Source organism: Arthrobacter sp. ISL-65 (assembly GCF_018613795.1).
In the GTDB taxonomy this organism is placed as follows: domain Bacteria; phylum Actinomycetota; class Actinomycetes; order Actinomycetales; family Micrococcaceae; genus Arthrobacter.
The window spans coordinates 1-15,930 of sequence record NZ_JAGGPN010000019.1 but is presented as its reverse complement, the minus strand read 5'-3'; the positions used below and the strand labels follow the sequence as shown (position 1 = coordinate 15,930).

14 protein-coding genes are annotated in these 15,930 nt (G+C 67.1%); 12 read left to right on the top strand and 2 right to left on the bottom strand.

From position 1 onward, the window contains the following. Nucleotide 1 precedes the first annotated feature (1 nt). On the bottom strand, nucleotides 2–2,359 hold the full coding sequence (gene pdxA / locus J7I85_RS07705; RefSeq protein WP_214849154.1) for a 4-hydroxythreonine-4-phosphate dehydrogenase PdxA: 2,358 nt from the start codon (nucleotides 2,357–2,359) through the stop codon (nucleotides 2–4). Nucleotides 2,360–2,520: 161 nt separating this feature from the next. Between pdxA and J7I85_RS07700 the strand changes: the two genes are divergently transcribed. The 12 genes from J7I85_RS07700 to J7I85_RS07645 all read left to right on the top strand — a co-directional run bounded on the left by J7I85_RS07700 (nucleotide 2,521) and on the right by J7I85_RS07645 (nucleotide 13,531). Next, a complete protein-coding gene (locus tag J7I85_RS07700; protein WP_214849140.1) occupies nucleotides 2,521–4,095 on the top strand; it encodes an ABC transporter substrate-binding protein in 1,575 nt (524 codons plus the stop codon). A 3-nt stretch (nucleotides 4,096–4,098) separates the two neighbouring features. Next, nucleotides 4,099–5,034 (top strand): ABC transporter permease, encoded by a 936-nt coding sequence (locus J7I85_RS07695; RefSeq protein WP_214849139.1) that lies wholly within the window; start codon nucleotides 4,099–4,101, stop codon nucleotides 5,032–5,034. After that, nucleotides 5,031–5,963 (top strand): ABC transporter permease, encoded by a 933-nt coding sequence (locus J7I85_RS07690; protein ID WP_214849137.1) that lies wholly within the window; start codon nucleotides 5,031–5,033, stop codon nucleotides 5,961–5,963. The genes J7I85_RS07695 and J7I85_RS07690 overlap by 4 nt, the downstream gene beginning before the upstream one ends. A 1-nt stretch (nucleotide 5,964) precedes the next feature. Next, complete coding sequence (locus J7I85_RS07685) at nucleotides 5,965–6,909, top strand: ABC transporter ATP-binding protein (protein WP_214849135.1); 945 nt, start codon at nucleotides 5,965–5,967, stop codon at nucleotides 6,907–6,909. Continuing rightward, nucleotides 6,902–7,726 (top strand): ATP-binding cassette domain-containing protein, encoded by an 825-nt coding sequence (locus J7I85_RS07680; RefSeq protein WP_214849133.1) that lies wholly within the window; start codon nucleotides 6,902–6,904, stop codon nucleotides 7,724–7,726. The genes J7I85_RS07685 and J7I85_RS07680 overlap by 8 nt, the downstream gene beginning before the upstream one ends. Before the next feature lie 72 nt (nucleotides 7,727–7,798). After that, a complete protein-coding gene (locus J7I85_RS07675; RefSeq protein WP_214849121.1) occupies nucleotides 7,799–8,788 on the top strand; it encodes an aldo/keto reductase in 990 nt (329 codons plus the stop codon). 55 nt (nucleotides 8,789–8,843) lie between these two features. Next, nucleotides 8,844–9,620 carry an HpcH/HpaI aldolase/citrate lyase family protein gene (locus J7I85_RS07670; protein ID WP_214849101.1) on the top strand — a complete coding sequence of 259 codons (777 nt, stop codon included), beginning with the start codon at nucleotides 8,844–8,846 and terminating at the stop codon, nucleotides 9,618–9,620. Nucleotides 9,621–9,623: 3 nt separating this feature from the next. After that, nucleotides 9,624–10,901, top strand: coding sequence for an exo-alpha-sialidase (locus tag J7I85_RS07665; protein ID WP_214849098.1), 1,278 nt, complete (start codon nucleotides 9,624–9,626; stop codon nucleotides 10,899–10,901). After that, on the top strand, nucleotides 10,898–11,578 hold the full coding sequence (locus J7I85_RS07660; protein WP_214849095.1) for an SDR family NAD(P)-dependent oxidoreductase: 681 nt from the start codon (nucleotides 10,898–10,900) through the stop codon (nucleotides 11,576–11,578). The genes J7I85_RS07665 and J7I85_RS07660 overlap by 4 nt, the downstream gene beginning before the upstream one ends. Nucleotides 11,579–11,643: 65 nt before the next feature. Beyond that, nucleotides 11,644–12,429 (top strand): DeoR/GlpR family DNA-binding transcription regulator, encoded by a 786-nt coding sequence (locus J7I85_RS07655; protein WP_214849092.1) that lies wholly within the window; start codon nucleotides 11,644–11,646, stop codon nucleotides 12,427–12,429. A 51-nt stretch (nucleotides 12,430–12,480) separates the two neighbouring features. After that, entirely contained in the window at nucleotides 12,481–12,696 is a 216-nt protein-coding gene (locus J7I85_RS07650; RefSeq protein WP_214849090.1) for a hypothetical protein, read from the top strand. Between the two features lie 103 nt (nucleotides 12,697–12,799). Beyond that, nucleotides 12,800–13,531, top strand: a complete 732-nt coding sequence (locus J7I85_RS07645; protein ID WP_214849088.1) for a GAF and ANTAR domain-containing protein — start codon at nucleotides 12,800–12,802, stop codon at nucleotides 13,529–13,531. Between the two features lie 25 nt (nucleotides 13,532–13,556). Here J7I85_RS07645 and J7I85_RS07640 read toward each other — a convergent pair whose 3' ends face one another. Next, on the bottom strand, nucleotides 13,557–15,701 hold the full coding sequence (locus J7I85_RS07640) for a transglycosylase domain-containing protein (RefSeq protein ID WP_251024060.1): 2,145 nt from the start codon (nucleotides 15,699–15,701) through the stop codon (nucleotides 13,557–13,559). Nucleotides 15,702–15,930 lie beyond the last annotated feature (229 nt).

Here is a 15,930-nt window from a genome sequence, read left to right as displayed (position 1 = left end):
CTCAGGCTGCCGCGGGGCTGGGCGACATCTCCGCCGCCTGGCGCAGCGCCTCGATCATGCTGCGCACATCCACAATGCCCTTGCCCGCGATGTCGAAGGCGGTGCCGTGGTCAACGGATGTGCGGATGACGGGCAGGCCAACCGTGATGTTGACGCCGGCCTCGATGCCGAGGACCTTGATCGGTCCGTGGCCCTGGTCGTGGTACATCGCCACGATGAGGTCGTAGTCGCCGCGGCCAGCCAGGAAGAACGCGGTGTCCGCCGGGAGCGGGCCGCGGGCGTCGATGCCGTCGGCCTGGAGCTTTTCGATGGCCGGGGTGATCTTCTCCGCCTCCTCGCCGTAGCCGAACAGGCCGTTTTCGCCGGCGTGCGGGTTGATGGCGCACACGCCGATCTTCGGGTTGGCGATGCCGGCGCGCTGCATGGCGCCGTGGCCGCGGCGCACGGTCCGCTCCACCAGGCCGGGCTCGATCTTGTTGATGGCGTCGATCAGGCCGATGTGCGTGGTGACGTGGATGACCTTGACCTTGGGCGTGGACAGCATCATGGACACTTCCTCGACGCCCATGAAATGCGCGAGCAGTTCGGTGTGGCCCGGGTAGATGTGTCCAGCCTTGTGCAGCGCAGCTTTGTTCAGGGGCGCCGTGCAGATGCCCTGGACCTGGCCGCCCATGCCCAGCTCGCACGCAATCCGGATGTAGTGGTAGGCGGCGTTGCCGGCCTCGGCAGACTCCTGGCCCCACGGCAGGTCGGCCGCAAGCAGCTTCGGGTCGATCACGTTGATCCGGCCGGCCTCGAAGACGGCGTCGCCCACCGTCTCCACCTCGACGATGTTGGCTTCCACGCCCAGCGCCTTAGCACCCAGCTGCAGCCGGTGGACGTCGCCGATGACCACCGGGCGGCAGTCGCGGTAGGCGTTCTGGTCGAGAAGGGCACCGACGGTCACCTCGGGGCCGACGCCGGCGCCGTCGCCCATCGTCACGGCGATGAAGGGCCGGCTGTCCTGTTCGGTTGCGTTGGCTGCTGATGTCATTGGGGCTCCAGGTGGGTGGGAGGGATGGGAAGTGCTGTTGGAAGACCGAAGGTCTTTGATGGCGGAGTAGAGCTGGACGAGGGCGTCGCTGTCGCCGAAGCTGCCGGGCTTGGTGCCCACCAGCCGCCCGTCGTCGGAAAGGCTGACCACGGCGCCGTGCTGTACGGACGCCAGCGGGGTCAGTGAGCGGACGCCGAGGGCGTCGAGTACCTCGCGGGCGGTTTCGCCGCCGGTGAGGATCAGATCCGCGTCCGCGGCGGGAGCTGCTGCCGGGGGACCAGTTGCCGCGTCGGCAGCGAGCTTCGCCAGGTTCCGCACCATCCTGCCGGACTCGTTCGGATTGACGACGGCGGCGCTGACAGTCAGCGCTGCCGGCTCGCCTGCCGCCAGGAGCTGCTGTGCTTCCGCGAGCCTGGACCGGAAATCCTCAGGATGCTGCAGCTCGTCGGGAGCGATCCGGAGGGCAGTGAAGCCGCCGGCCTCCAGGTTCCGCAGCTGCGCCGCGGCCTTCGCCGAGGCGGAGCCGACGGCGGCCAGCACAGTCCGGGGTCCGTCCGCGGCCGTCAGTCCACGCGACTCCCGCTTTTGCGCGTTCCGCGCAGAGCTGTTGCCCAGTTTCGCCGCCAGCAGCAGGGCCATGCCGCCGGTCCCGGCCAGCACAATGCGCCGTCCGCCGGCCCTGAAGTCCAGGTCCAGCAGCGCGTCCGCCACAGCCTCCAGATCGGCCGGCGTCTCGCCGTCGACGATCACGGTGGCGGGAGTGGCACGGGAAAGGCGATCGGACAGGAAGCCGGGCAGGCCGCCGGACCGCACCGTGGACAGGTCCGCAAGCTGCACCGAAGGGCCAGGGCCCAGCAGTTGCGCGATTTCCGCGGGCGGGGCGGCTGCTTCTGCCCGCCACAGGTCCGTGCCGTCCAGCCGGACGCCGTCTGCAAAGGGCCGGCCGCCCGCGACTGTCCGGTTCAGCTGGGGGAGTGCGCCGGCCACCACAACGTGGTGGCCCAAGGCTGAAAGTGCCGCGAGTTCCGGGCCAACATTGCCCCGCCACAAGGAATCGATTTTCTTGAACAGGATGCGCGCACCGTCTGCAGCAGGGCTGCTGAATACGGCAGCCGAAGCCGCCGCTGCGGATTCCGGGGCCACGGCCCGCGAGTGGGTGTCGACCACCAAAACGTCCGGGCGGCTGCCGGTTTCTGTGCCATCGGCAACTGTGCCCGCATCCGGGGCGGACAGGAGGAGGCGCGTGTCCAGCCCTTGGGTTGCAAAGCATTGCCCCACTTCTGCTGCGCCGGAAAAGTCATCGGCCTGGATGAGGACTGCAGCCACGTGTCCTCCTTTCTTCGGGTTGTCGGTAGCACCATATTCGCATGACTGCGCGAATTGCGCTAGTTCAGTTGCGCATTTCGCGCAGAGCTGGCAGAGTGATGCACGTAACACGGCGCAGGCCATCCGGCCGCCAGCCGTCCCATTCAACCGAGAGGTCAACGATGACCGTTCTTCCTCAAGGAAGTGAGATCTCACGGCGCCGCCTCCTGCAGTTTGGCGCAGCCGCCGGATTTCTCCTGGGCACAGGCTCCCTGGCCGGGTGTGCCGGCCCCACGGGCCTGCCGGGACCCAGCACCCTGACGCTGGCCCTCAACAGGTCCCTCGTCAGCCTGGACAACAAGCTCAACCAGTTCGACGCCGCCGTCACCGTCCAGCGCGCCGTGCGGCAGGGACTGACGGCCATCGGTCCCGAAACCAAACCGATCCTCGTCCTGGCGGACCGCTTTGAGATGACCTCGCCCACCGCGTGGACGGTGCGGCTGCGCGAAGGCGTCCGCTACTCGGACGGCACCCCCTTGCAGATCGAGGACATCGCCACGGCACTGAAGATGTACCAGCAGGTGCAGGGTTCCTTCGTCGCCGGGTTCTTCCCCGAATTTCCTACCGTGGTTCCGGTGGACGACCGGACGTTCCGGATGGAATCCAAGAACCCCATCCCCATCCTCGATTCCCTCATGAGCATGATCCTGATCAGCCCGGCAGCCAAGAACAAGCCGGAAGAGCTGCAGGAAGGCGTAGGCACCGGACCCTACGTCGTCACCAAGTTCAACCGCGGCGCCGGCACCTACAGCCTCAAGCGCAACGAGAACTACTGGGGTCCCGCCCCCAAGGTGGACAACGTCGAGGTCCGCTTCCTGCCCGAGGAATCCAGCCGCGTCATCGCACTGCGCAGCGGCGAGGTGGACGTCATCGACTCCATCACGCCTGACTCGCGCGAGCAGCTGGCCGGACTTCCCGGCGTCGTCCTTGCGGAGTCGTCAAGCCTCCGGCTGAACCAGATCTTCTACAACTTCCGTAAGCCCTCCAGCCACCCGCTCTCCGATGCCCGCGTCCGTGAGGCACTCAGCTGGGCGGTCGACGGCGAGGCTCTGGTCAAGGACGTCCTGGTCGATTCGGTCAGCGAGGCCGAAGGCGTGGTCCCGTCCAGCCTCACCGGCTTCTCCAAGACCGGCAACTACACCTACGACCCGGAGAAGGCCAAGGCCACGCTGAAGAGCCTCGGCGTCACGGACCTGAACCTGAAGATCATCTGGGAAACCGGCGAGTTCGCCTCCGACACCTCCGTGATGGAGGCGCTGGTGGAGATGTTCGGCAACATCGGTGTGAAGACCCAGCTGCAGCAGTTCGAGCCCGGCGGCAACATCCTGGCCTGGCGCCAGGGCAAGCAGGGCGACTGGGACCTGCTGGGCAACGGCTTCAGCAGCCCCACCGGCCTGGCCATCACCATGATGCAGGGCATGTACGCCGGAACCGCGGAAAAGGAAAAGACCCGCGACACCTATCAGGGCTACGTGGTCCCGGACGTGCAGGCCAAGATCCAGGCCGCCTCCTCCGAGGTGGATCCGCTGCACCGGGAGCAGCTGCTTGCCACCGCGCAGAAGGCCATCTGGGACACCTGGCCCTGCGCCTGGGCATTCGTTCCCAAGTCGGTGCTGGCCCACCAGAAGCGCGTGACAGACCTGGCTCTGGCTCCCACCAACTCCTACCCCCTTGTTGACGTCCGGCTGGAGGCCTGAGCCATGACCAAGTACATCCTCAAGCGGCTGGGCCAAGGCCTGCTGACCGTGTTCCTGACGGTTTCCACGGTCTTCATCCTGATCCGCCTGGCCCCCGGTGATCCGGCCGTGTCCTACGCCGGACCGCTGGCCACCACCGAGCAGCTGGCTAAGGTCCGCGAACAGTTCGGCCTGGACCGTCCCGTGCTGGAGCAGTACTGGATCTTCCTGCAGCAGCTGTTCACCGGCAACCTCGGCACCTCCTACTCCTTCCAGGCGCCGGCCATGCAGGTGGTGGCGGAGCGGATGCCGTACACGCTGACCCTCGCCACCGCGTCCATCCTCCTTACCGCCGTGGTGGCCATCCCGCTGGGCGTGTGGATGGCCCGCCGCCCGGACACTAACCGCGAGCTCGGTGTCAACGTCCTCACCATCGCCGGGCAGTCCATGCCGGACTTCTGGACCGGCATCATGCTCCTCACCGGCTTCGCCGTCCTGATCCCGCTCTTCCCGGCCTCCGGCTTCGCCACCTGGGGCGGGCTGGTCCTCCCCACCGTCACCATCGCCACCCTGCAGATCGCGCTGATCTCCCGGATGGTGCGGCGGGAGATGACGTCCAACTTCGCCGCCCCCTACCTGACCGTGGCGCGGTCCAGGGGAGTGGGCAGTCCGGCGCTGACCTGGCGCTATGCCATGGGCAACTCCGCCATCCCTGTCTTCACCGCCCTCGGCACCCGCTTCGCCGCAATGCTCAACGGCGTGGTGGTGGTGGAGGTGGTGTTCGCCTGGCCCGGCGTTGGCTCCCTCATTGTCCGTGCCCTCGAAACCCGCGACTACCCCCTTATCCAGGCGACCGTCCTGCTGACGGCACTGCTGGCCGTAGCCGTCCAGCTGGTCATCGACCTTGCCTACCCGCTTCTTGATCCCCGCGTTCGTCTTGGAAAGGCGGCAGCAGCATGAGCCTCAGCGACACCGCAACTCCGGCGGCCTCCGCCGCACAACCACCCCGGACACCCTCGCCCAGCGCCGTCACGAAGGACCTCGTCGCGAAGGCCGGCGCCACCCGCCGCCGCAACGCCGCGAAGTGGAAGCTGCGCATCGGCGCCGTCTGCACGCTGATTGTCATCATTCCGATCCTGCTGGCCCAGGTGCTGCCGCTGCCGGACGCCAACCACCAGGATCTGTCCGCCCGCCGCCTGGCGCCCCTGGTGGACGGCCACCTGTTCGGCACCGACCAACTGGGCCGCGACCTGCTCTCCCGCGTCCTGCACGGAGGCCAGGTGTCCCTGACCATCGGCATCCTGGCCGTGGTGGTCTCCGGCGCCATCGGCATCATCCTCGGTGCCGCCGCCGGCTACTTCGGCGGCTGGGTGGACACCGTGGTCTCGCGAGTGCTCGAGGCCCAGATGTCCCTGCCGCTCCTCATGATGCTGCTATTGGTGGTGGCTCTCTTCGGCCCGTCCATCCCGGTGATCACCTTCGTCATTGCGATTGCCCAATGGCCGGAAGTGGCCAGGCTGACCAGGTCCATGGTGCTCGTGGAACGCGAAAAACCCTACGTCTCCGCGGCGCGCATCCTGGGCCTGCACCGCATTCAGATCCTCATCCAGCACATCATCCCGAACGTCATCAAGCAGGCAACCCTCGTGGTGCTGCTGCTCCTGGCCCAGGCCGTCCTGCTCGAGAGCGCCCTCAGCTTCCTCGGCGCCGGCCCCCAGCGTCCGTTTGCCACCTGGGGGCGCATCATCTCCGACGGCCAGGACTACATCACCACCTCCTGGTGGATGGTCACCCTGCCCGGCCTGGTGATCGTGCTGATGGTGGTGGGCGTGAACCTGCTGGGCGACGGCCTCCGGGACCGTCCCCGCCGCAAGAAGAAGGGTGCCTGACATGAACGCACAAGCTGGCACGAAGAGCCACGCTGACTCCGGCCACACGGGACCGGCCCTGCTCGAGGTCCGCGACTTCCAGGTGGAGCTGATCACCGACGCCGGCATCGTCCGGGCCGTTGATTCGGTGAACTTCAGCATCCACCGCGGCGAAACGGTCACCATCATCGGTGAGTCCGGTTCGGGCAAGTCGACGACGGCGATGGGCGTCCTCCGCCTGCTCCCGGACGATCTGGCGGTGCTTTCCGGCACCGTGCTCATCGACGGCGTGGACGTGGTGGCCGTACCCAAGGCCATCGACAAGGTCCGCGGCCGGACAGTCGCGCTCATCCCGCAGGACCCCATGACCGCGCTGAGCCCCGTGCATTCCATCGGCAGCCAGCTCTCCGAGGCCATCCGGATCGCCGGCGCCGCCTCCAAGGAGAAGGACGCCGTCCGGGCCCGCGCCATCCGGCTGCTGGAACAGGTCCATATTCCAACACCGGAAGTGCAGCTGAAGAAGTACCCGCACCAGCTCTCCGGCGGCATGCTCCAGCGCGTGCTGATCGCGATCGCGCTGGCCAGCGAACCGCAACTCCTGGTAGCCGACGAACCCACCTCGGCGCTGGACGTCACGGTGCAGGCCGGCATCCTGGACCTCCTGCTGGAACTCCAGGAGCAGCGCGGCATCGGCATCCTGATGATCACGCACGACCTCGGCGTGGCCCGGCTCATCTCGGACCGCATCCACGTGATGAAGGACGGCTCCTTCGTGGAGTCCGGCGACGTCCAGCAGGTCGTGGAGCAACCGGCCACGGAGTACACCCGCAACCTGCTGGCCGCGGTGCCGGTCCTGGGGCCGTGGGACGAAACGCCCACCGTCAACACCGACCCGAAGTCCACCGCATCCAATACCACCGCGGCCGGCGACGCCGCCCTGACCAGCACCGGAGTCCAGAATGACTAAGCCGTTCCTCTCCGTCGAGAACCTCGTGGTGGACTACCACGTCCCCGGCGGAACGTTCCGCGCCGTGGATGACGTCTCCTTCTCCGTGGACAAAGGCAAGACGATCGCCGTCGTCGGCGAATCCGGCTGCGGAAAGTCCACGATCGCCAAGGCGCTGATGCGGCTGGTGACGCCGGCCAGCGGCCGGATCGAACTGGACGGCACGGACCTGGCCGCACTCAGCGAAGCTAAGCTGCGGCCGCTGCGCTCGAAGTTCCAGATGGTCTTCCAGGATCCCTACGGCTCCCTGGACCCGCACCTCACCGCCCAGGAGATCGTGGCCGAACCGCTGAAGCTGCAGGGCGTCCGGTCCAAGGCCGAGCGGCACAAGGAAGCCGCGAAGCTGATCGACCAGGTAGGCCTGCCGGCCAAGTCCCTGGACCGCCACCCCGCTGAATTCTCCGGCGGCCAGCGGCAACGCATCGGCATTGCCCGGGCACTCGCCTCCAAGCCGGAACTGCTGGTCTGCGACGAAGCCACGAGCGCGCTGGACGTGTCCGTCCAGGCCCAGGTGCTGCGGCTGCTGAAGTCCATCCAGGACGAAACCGGCATCACCTACGTGTTCATCTCGCACAACCTTGGCGTGGTGCAGGAGATCAGCGATAGCGTCATGGTCATGCAGCGCGGCAAGCTCGTGGAGTTCGGGAGCACTGCATCCGTGCTGACCGCGCCCAAGGAGGACTACACCCGCAAGCTCCGCCGTGCGGCGCTGGACCCATCCACCATGCGCGGCCTCAAGCCGCGGCACGTCGTCCGGTCGCTGGCGCTGAAAGGCTGACCCGGCTCCCCTGATCCGGCCGTTTATCCGACCTGAACCCCGACCGATACTGCAACCACGGAGAATCAACGCATGAGCAAGCAGCCAGAAGGCACCCCGGTGGAAGGACTGAAGCTTCCCATCTCGCGGCTGGTCCTGGGCACCATGACGTTCGGCGACACCGCCGATGAGGCCACCGCAGGACGCATGGTGGAGGAGGCCCTCGACGCCGGCATCACCACCATCGACACCGCCAACGCGTACGTGGGCGGCGTGACGGAAGAAATGCTCGCCCGCCTCCTCAAGGGGCGCCGCGATGAGGTCATCCTCGCCTCCAAGGCCGGCATGCCGCACGCGGACCACGGCCAGCACACGCCGCTGTCCCCGCAAGGGCTGCGCAACAGCGTCGATGGCAGCCTCCGCCGGCTCGGCGTGGACAGCATCGATCTATTCTACCTGCACCAGCCGGACCGTGCCACGCCGCTACAGGACACCCTGCGCACCGTGGCAGAGCTGGCGGAAGAAGGGAAGATCGGCGCGCTGGGTGTCTCCAACTTCGCGGCCTGGCAGATTGCCGACGTGATCCACGTGGCCCGGGAGGTGGGTGCGCCCAACCCGGTGGTGGCGCAGCAGCTCTACAACCTGGTGGCCCGGCGCGTGGAGGAGGAGTACCTGGAATTCGCCGCCACCCACAACGTCCACACCATGGTTTACAACCCGCTGGGCGGCGGCCTGCTCACCGGCAAGCACAGCTTCGAGGCCAAGCCCTCGGAGGGCCGCTTCGGTGACTCCAAGCTGGCCGCCATGTACACCCAGCGTTACTGGGACAAACAGCTGTTCGACGCCGTCAACGCCCTGGCCGGCATCGCGGAAGGTGCTGGCATCACCCTTGCGGAGCTGTCGCTGCGCTGGCTCGCCTACCGCGAGGGCGTCGGCTCCATGCTGCTGGGCGGTTCCAAGGTGGAGCAGCTGCGCGCCAACATTGCCGCCGTGGCCAAGGGACCCCTGCCCGAGGACGTCACCAGTGCCTGCGACGCCGTCGGCTCCGGGCTCCGCGGGCCTATGCCGGCATATAACCGCTGACGCATATACAGGCTGCTAGCCGTCACCACCCACGAACTGAAGGTAGAAGATACAGATGACATCGGACCTGGCCATTGAATTCGCCCGCAAGATCCGCGCCCGTGAGCAAGCCGTCGGCTACTGGGCTGTGCTGGATGCGCCCGTGGCAACGGAACGCATCGGCCGGCTCGGCTACGACTACGTGGCCCTGGACGCACAGCACGGGCTGCTCGGCTACTCGGGCGTCCTGAACGGCCTGATGGCCATCGACGCCGGGCACACCGCCGTCGGCATGGTGCGGGTAGAGGCCAACGACTTCACCGCGATCGGCAAGGCGCTCGACGCCGGCGCCGTCGGCGTGATCGTCCCCCTCGTCAACAACGCAGCGGACGCTGCCGCGGCCGTTGCGGCTGCCAAGTACCCGCCGCTCGGCGGGCGTTCCTACGGGCCGATGCGCTCGACGCTGCGCATCGGCCCGGTCCCGGCTGACTCCAACGCGGCAACGCTGGTCTTCGCCATGATCGAGACGCCCGAGGGGCTGGCCAACGTGAAGGAGATCTGCGCGACGCCGGGCCTGGACGGCATCTACGTGGGCCCCTCGGACCTGGCAATCGCCGTCGGCGGCGCCTTCCCGGGCGACCCCGCCATCGAGGCCGAGTTCAATGCCGCCCTGGAAACCGTCGCCGAGGCTGCCGCCTCCGCAGGCATCGCCGCCGGCATCCACACCGCCGCCGGGGAGATTGCCGCCCAGCGGCTGCGCCAGGGCTACACGTTCACCACCGTCGCGTCGGACCTGACCCACCTGGAGCTGGCTGCCAAGGCGCACCTTGCCGCTGCCAGGGCGGAGGGCTGAGGCATGCAGACCACCAACGCCGGCTACAGCACCGTCACGCCCGACGGCGCCGTGAAGCGCGCCGACGGCGCCGACTTCGCGTACTTGCCGGCGCCCACCGTGCAGAGCCACGCCGCCAACCTCCTGACCCTGCCCGACGGCCGCCTCGGCTGCGTGTGGTTCGGCGGCACGCAGGAGGGCGTGCCGGACATCTCTATCTGGTTCTCCACCCTGGAACCGGGCAGCAGCCAGTGGTCACCGGCGCAGCAGCTTTCGGACGACTCCACCCGCTCGGAGCAGAACCCGATCCTGTTCACCGCGCCTGGCCCTGCCGGTCACGACGGCGTTCTCTGGCTCCTGTACACCGCACAGAAGGCGGGCAACCAGGACACGGCGGAGGTCCGCCGTCGTACTTCCACGGACAGCGGCCGCACATGGGGGCCCGTGGAAACGCTGTTCCCCGCCAACGAAACGGGCGGAGTGTTCGTCCGCCAGCTGCCGGTGCTGTTGCCGTCCGGCCGCCTCATCATCCCGATCTTCCGCTGCATCACCACGCCCGGGGAGAAGTGGGTGGGCAACAGCGACGACAGTGCCGTGATGATTTCCGACGACGGCGGGTCCACCTGGAGTGAGCACATCCTGCCGGGCAGCCTGGGCTGTGTCCACATGAACATCCAGCCCGTGGCCGACGGCTCGCTGCTGGCGCTGTTCCGCAGCCGCTGGGCCGACTCGATCTACGAATCCCGCTCCACCGACGACGGCACCACCTGGAGCGAGCCCGCCCCCACCGAGCTGCCCAACAACAACTCTTCCATCCAGTTCGCGGCGCTCGCCGACGGCCGCCTGGCGCTGGTCTACAACCACAGCCGCGCGGAGGAGAACACCGAGCGCCGCCTTTCGCTCTACGACGAAATCGACGACGACGGCCTGGCCGCCGAACAGGGCCAGCTGGTGGAACCGGCGCCGGTCCCCGGCGCCGGAACGGACGACGGCGAACGGCGCGCCTTCTGGGGGACGCCGCGCTCGCCCATGACGCTTGCGATCTCGGAGGACTCAGGCCGGACCTGGCCCATCCGACGGAACCTCGACGTCGGGGACGGCTACTGCCTCTCCAACAATTCCCGGGACGGCCTGAACCGGGAGTACTCCTACCCCTCCATACACCAGGGCCCGGACGGTGCGCTGAACATCGCGTACACCTACTTCCGGCAGGCCATCAAGTACGTCCGCGTGGAGCCGCAGTGGGCGTACGAGGGCAGCGCCACTCCCGGAGGGGACAACGAAGCAGGCGACGAGCAGTGACCGGCACCCGCCACGCGATTGTCACGGGCTGCAGCTCCGGCATCGGCAAGGCGATCGCCGAACGGCTGCTGTCCGACGGCTGGGCAGTCACGGGCCTGAGCCGCAGCGAGACCTCGCTGGGGCCGGGCTTCCGGTGGCTGCAGGCAGACCTGTCCAGCCCGTCGTCGCTGGCGGAAACGGTGGCGGGGATCGACCCGGCGGACGCGCTGGTCCACGCGGCCGGATACCAGCGCACCGCGCTGCTGGGTGAGCTGGACCCCGACGCGCTCGCCGGCATGTTCGCCGTCCACGTCGGGGCCGCCAGTGCCTTGGCCAACGAGGTGGTCCCGCGGATGCCCGACGGCGGCCGGGTGCTGCTGATCGGCAGCCGGACCTCCACGGGCGCGGCGGGCAAGAGCCAGTACGCGGCCACCAAGGCGGCACTGATGGGCATGGGTCGGACGTGGGCCCAGGAGCTTGCCCCGCGCGGCATCACGGTGAACGTGCTCTCGCCGGGGCCCACGGACACGCCCATGCTGGCCGACCCCGGCCGGGCGGCCACCCCGCCGAAGCTGCCGGCGCTCGGCCAGTTTGTGGATCCCGAAGACGTTGCGGCGCTCGCCGGCTTCCTTCTTGGGCCGCACGGAAAGTCCATCACCGGACAGAACTATGTGATCTGCGGCGGCGCCTCACTGTGAGGCGCGTGTTTTGAGGCGGGCAGCCGCCGGACCCCTACGATGGTGACAGCAAAGGAGAGCCACAGATGACCACCGCCAAAACCAGGCGCGAAGAGATCTACCACCTTGCCGTCACCACGGGTTTGGCGTCTGTGGAGGAACTGTCACGGCATTTCCGGGTCACCGCCTCCACCATCCGGCGGGACCTGGCACACCTGAACGAGCAGGGGAAGCTGGCCCGGACGTACGGCGGGGCGGTGGCGCTGGGCGCACACCCCGAACCGTCCCTGCGGCAACGGACCGGCGAGGCGTACGAGCAGAAGCACGCCATCGCGGCCTGGGCGGCTGCCGAGGTGAAGGACGGCGAGAACGTCCTACTCGACGGCGGCTCCACTGTCGGTGCCCTGGCGCACGCCCTGCGCGACCGGGAGAACCTGTCCGTCACCACGCCGGGCATCAATACGCTGCAGGAGCTGGCCGACTCGCCGGGCATCCAGGTGGACTGCCTTGGCGGCCGGTTGCGCGGCGTGAGCCAGACGTTCGTGGGTCCCCTCGCCGAGGCTGCCCTGGAGCGCATGAGCTTTGACCGGGTGTTCCTCGGTGCGGACGCCGTCACCGCCGACGACGGGCTCTGCGAGGCGGACCATGCGCAGACCAGGCTCAAGGAACTCATGGCCCGGCGGGGCGAGGCGGTCTATGTCCTGGCAGACTCCGGCAAGCTGGGAAAGCGCCCATTCCATGCTTGGGCAAAGCTCGCCCTGCCGTGGACCCTGGTGACGGACTCCGGCGCCGATCCGGGCCAGGTGACGCTGTTCACGGAGGCCGGCGTACAGGTGCAGCTGGTCCAGGCCGGGCAGCAGGCGTCTGCCTAAGCCCGGCGGGAACACCGGCATGCCTGAACTTGTTATTAAGAGTGACCAAAAATGAGCACTACACATACCGCACTGATAGTCCCGCCGCGCCTGGGCGAACCCCTCCGCGCCGAACAACTGATGCATGATTGCGGACTTGACCTGGCAGGCGCTGCCCGCGGGCCGGCAATCATCCTGGGCCGCGACGCCGAGGGCAAGGACACGAGCATCCCGGAGCACCTGCTGCGCCTCGCCGCGGAACTCTTTGGAACGCCGCAGGCAGCATGACGGACGCGGTCAGCGGTCCTTGGGACGTGGGCCAGTCCCGCTGCTGCATTTTCGGTGTACACCAGCAAGAACATCTTGGCAGTTTGGCGTCTAGCATTGTGGAATGACCGAAGCGAACGAAGATGCAGCCGTACTTCAGCTGCAGGACATCCTCATCGGGGCCGAGAATGTTGATGGCTTTCTCGACGGGTTGGCCGGCTTTGCGGCCTCCACCCTGAGCGGCCTCGCGGGAACGGCCATTGAATGCGCCATCACCTTGAAGCGGCGCAGACACACTTCAACCGTTGCGGGCAGCAGCCCTCGCGCCATAGAGCTGGACCACATCGAGCAGCACGTGGGCGACGGGCCTTGCATCCGGGCGCTTTTCACCATGGCTCCCGAGTTGCTCAACGATGTCCAAGCGGATGACCGCTGGCCTGAATACCAGAAGCGGCTCGCAGAGAACGGCGTGTACTCCACGGTGGGTGTTCCCTTGGACATCGGGGAGGGTGCCAGTGCGGCGCTGAACTTCTTCGGCCCCACACCCGGCCTTTTCACGCCTGAGCTCTTCGATAGGGCGGTCGAGTTCGGTGACCTGGCCGGCCGCACGCTCCATCTGTCGGTCAGGATCGGGGCCGCCCAGGCGCGGGCGCAGAACCTTGAGGCCGCCATGCAGAGCCGTACTGCGATCGACGTCGCCTGCGGAGTGATCATGGCCCAGAACAGGTGCTCCCAGAAGGAAGCCATGGACATCCTGGCCAAAGTCTCCAGCAACCGGAACCAGAAGCTGCGCGACGTGGCCGCGGAACTGCTGGGAAGGCTCTCGGGATCAGGTGTGGAAACGCACTTCGAGTAGGTACTTTTCAGCGCGCATCGCGGCGCTATTTGGCCCCTGTGCCTATCATCGACGCCGGGGGCTTGGGGAACGGTTTGGCCGGATACATTTTGGCCACCTTCAGCATGTAGTTGGCCCACTGCGGTCCCGCGATCATGTAGCCGTCAATCCGGTCGTAGTGCTTGCCGTTGATGGTGATGTTCCTGCCTGGCCGTTTCTGGCCGTTCAGGGCGTCCCCGAAGAAGGATGCGGTGGTAAGGCCGCTGGTGTAGCCCAGTACCCAGGTGGCACCGTTGCTGTTGTTGGTGCCGGTCTTGGCCGCGACGGGGACCTTGCTCTGGACCTTCGGGTTGATGTAGACGCCTGAACCCTTCTTGAGCACGTCCTGCAGGACCGAGTTCACGCCGCGGGCAATTTGCGGCTCGACGGCTGCGCGGCAAGCCGGCTGCTGGCTGGGCAGCGCCCGTCCGGTGAAGTCGGTGACGCGCTGGATGGCAATCGGCGCGCAGTAGCGGCCGTCGGCAGCGAAGGTGGCAAAGGCGGTGGCCATGCTGAGCGGTGACACGGCAGTGCCGCCGAGAATATTGCCCAGCTGATGCATGTTAATCTCCGAGCCGTCCAGCCCGCTTCGCAGGCCCACAGCAGCAACCATTTTATCGATGCCACAGATGTCCAGCTGTGCCACCTCGGCAAACGTGGCCGTGTTGATGGAGTTGTACAGCCCGTAGTTCGCTGGCATTCTGCGGTAGTAGCCCGCTGAAGCGTTCTGCAGATCGTCGGCTGTTTCAAGGCCTGCCGCACGCTGCCTGCTGCTGTAGCCGCCCACTACCTTGGCGCACGAGTCCCGCCAGCCGAACCCCAGTGGGTACTCCCGCCGTGTGGCGTCCACCTCCTCGGTGATCTTTCGCCCCTGGTGCAGCCACTCGGCAAACGTGAACGGCTTCATGGTGGATCCTGGCTGGAACCCGCCCGCCCCGTTAAGGTCATTGCCGTTGGCATCCTTGGCGTCCACGTTGAAGTTCAGCTGGGTATCGAACTTGCCGGGCTGCGGGAGGAACTCCGTGTTCTGCGCCATCGCCAGGATTTTGCCGGTGCCCGGCTGGACCGTCAGCAGGGAAGCTCCCCACTTGCCCGGGTTGGCTCCGGCGGTGGAGTTCACCTGTGACTGGGCCGCCGTCTGCAGCCGGCTGTCCAGCGTGGTGGTGATGGTCAGCCCGCCCCTGAACAGCTTCTGCTCCCGGGCTTCCGTGTCTGCCCCGTAGGCACGGTTGTTGAGGATCAGGTGGGATACGTAGTCGCAGAAATAGGGAGCAATGGCGGCTGCGGCGCAGCCTTGCTTCGAGCTACGGATTTGCAAACCCACGCCGGTGGCCGCGGCGGTGTCATGCTGCTTCTTGGTGATCTTGTCTTGCGCCAGCATGGCGTCCAGGACCAGATTGCGCCGCTTGAGCGCGTTCTCCGGGTTGCTCACGGGGTCGTAGAGGCTGGGGCTGTTGACGAGCCCTGCCAGCATTGCAGCCTGCGGGAGGCTGAGCTTGCTGGCCGGAACGCTGTAGAACTGCTGCGCCGCCGCCTCGATGCCGTAGGCGCTGCGGTTGAAGAACACGATGTTGAGGTAGCCCTCGAGGATCTGGTCCTTGGTGAATTTCTTCTCCAGCTCGATGGCGAGCTTCATTTCCCGGACCTTGTCGCCAATGGTCTTCTCCCCGCTGAGGACAACCTCGTCCTCACGGCCGGATGTAACTTTTGATTCATTGGCTACGTTGGTGACGTACTGCTGGGTGAGGGTGGATGCCCCCTGCCGGTCCCCGCCGGAAGCGTTGCTCACCAGCGCCCGCAGGACACCCACGGGGTCGACGCCGCTGTGCTCATAGAACCGGCTGTCCTCGATCGCCACCACGGCGTCCTTGACGTACGGCGACATCTGCTTCAGCGGAACCCGTACCCGGTTTTCCTCGTAGAACGAGGCAATCAGTTTCCCGTCCGACGTCAGGATTCTTGTGGTTTGCGCCGGCGGAAGCACCGCAAGCTCGGAGGGGAGGCCATTGTAGAAGTTCATCGAGCTGCTGACGGCCGCGCCGGCAGCAGCAATCTGGGGAACGAAGTAGGCGGCAACCAAGGCGCCGCAGACGCAACTAAGGACCACGAACCCGAGCAACCTTCCCAAGGCCGTGTAGGATCGCGAAACCATGCTTTTGCGTACCATCATTGCGGTTCACACCCCAAAAAAGCGTGTCTCCAGAATACGCTTTAGGTGACGGCCGATCCAGAGCGCGACCGAGCCGAAACGAACGGCCGGCCCGCGGTCAAGCGGGCCGGCCGTCGTCGTACTTGGATTCTTTAGAGCGTTGTCGCCGCTACGTGTTCTGGACGTGGTCCTTGGCGTCCGTGGCGGTGGTTTTGACGTCGGAGGCGGCGGT

Coding starts and splice junctions, on each gene's coding strand:
- J7I85_RS07670 (WP_214849101.1), top strand. CDS start 8,844: ATGACATCGGACCTGGCCATTGAATTCGCCCGCAAGATCCGCGCCCGT.
- J7I85_RS07700 (WP_214849140.1), top strand. CDS start 2,521: ATGACCGTTCTTCCTCAAGGAAGTGAGATCTCACGGCGCCGCCTCCTG.
- J7I85_RS07650 (WP_214849090.1), top strand. CDS start 12,481: ATGAGCACTACACATACCGCACTGATAGTCCCGCCGCGCCTGGGCGAA.
- J7I85_RS07640 (WP_251024060.1), bottom strand. CDS start 15,701: ATGGTTTCGCGATCCTACACGGCCTTGGGAAGGTTGCTCGGGTTCGTG.
- J7I85_RS07690 (WP_214849137.1), top strand. CDS start 5,031: ATGAGCCTCAGCGACACCGCAACTCCGGCGGCCTCCGCCGCACAACCA.
- J7I85_RS07685 (WP_214849135.1), top strand. CDS start 5,965: ATGAACGCACAAGCTGGCACGAAGAGCCACGCTGACTCCGGCCACACG.
- J7I85_RS07675 (WP_214849121.1), top strand. CDS start 7,799: ATGAGCAAGCAGCCAGAAGGCACCCCGGTGGAAGGACTGAAGCTTCCC.
- J7I85_RS07665 (WP_214849098.1), top strand. CDS start 9,624: ATGCAGACCACCAACGCCGGCTACAGCACCGTCACGCCCGACGGCGCC.
- J7I85_RS07645 (WP_214849088.1), top strand. CDS start 12,800: ATGACCGAAGCGAACGAAGATGCAGCCGTACTTCAGCTGCAGGACATC.
- J7I85_RS07655 (WP_214849092.1), top strand. CDS start 11,644: ATGACCACCGCCAAAACCAGGCGCGAAGAGATCTACCACCTTGCCGTC.
- J7I85_RS07680 (WP_214849133.1), top strand. CDS start 6,902: ATGACTAAGCCGTTCCTCTCCGTCGAGAACCTCGTGGTGGACTACCAC.
- J7I85_RS07695 (WP_214849139.1), top strand. CDS start 4,099: ATGACCAAGTACATCCTCAAGCGGCTGGGCCAAGGCCTGCTGACCGTG.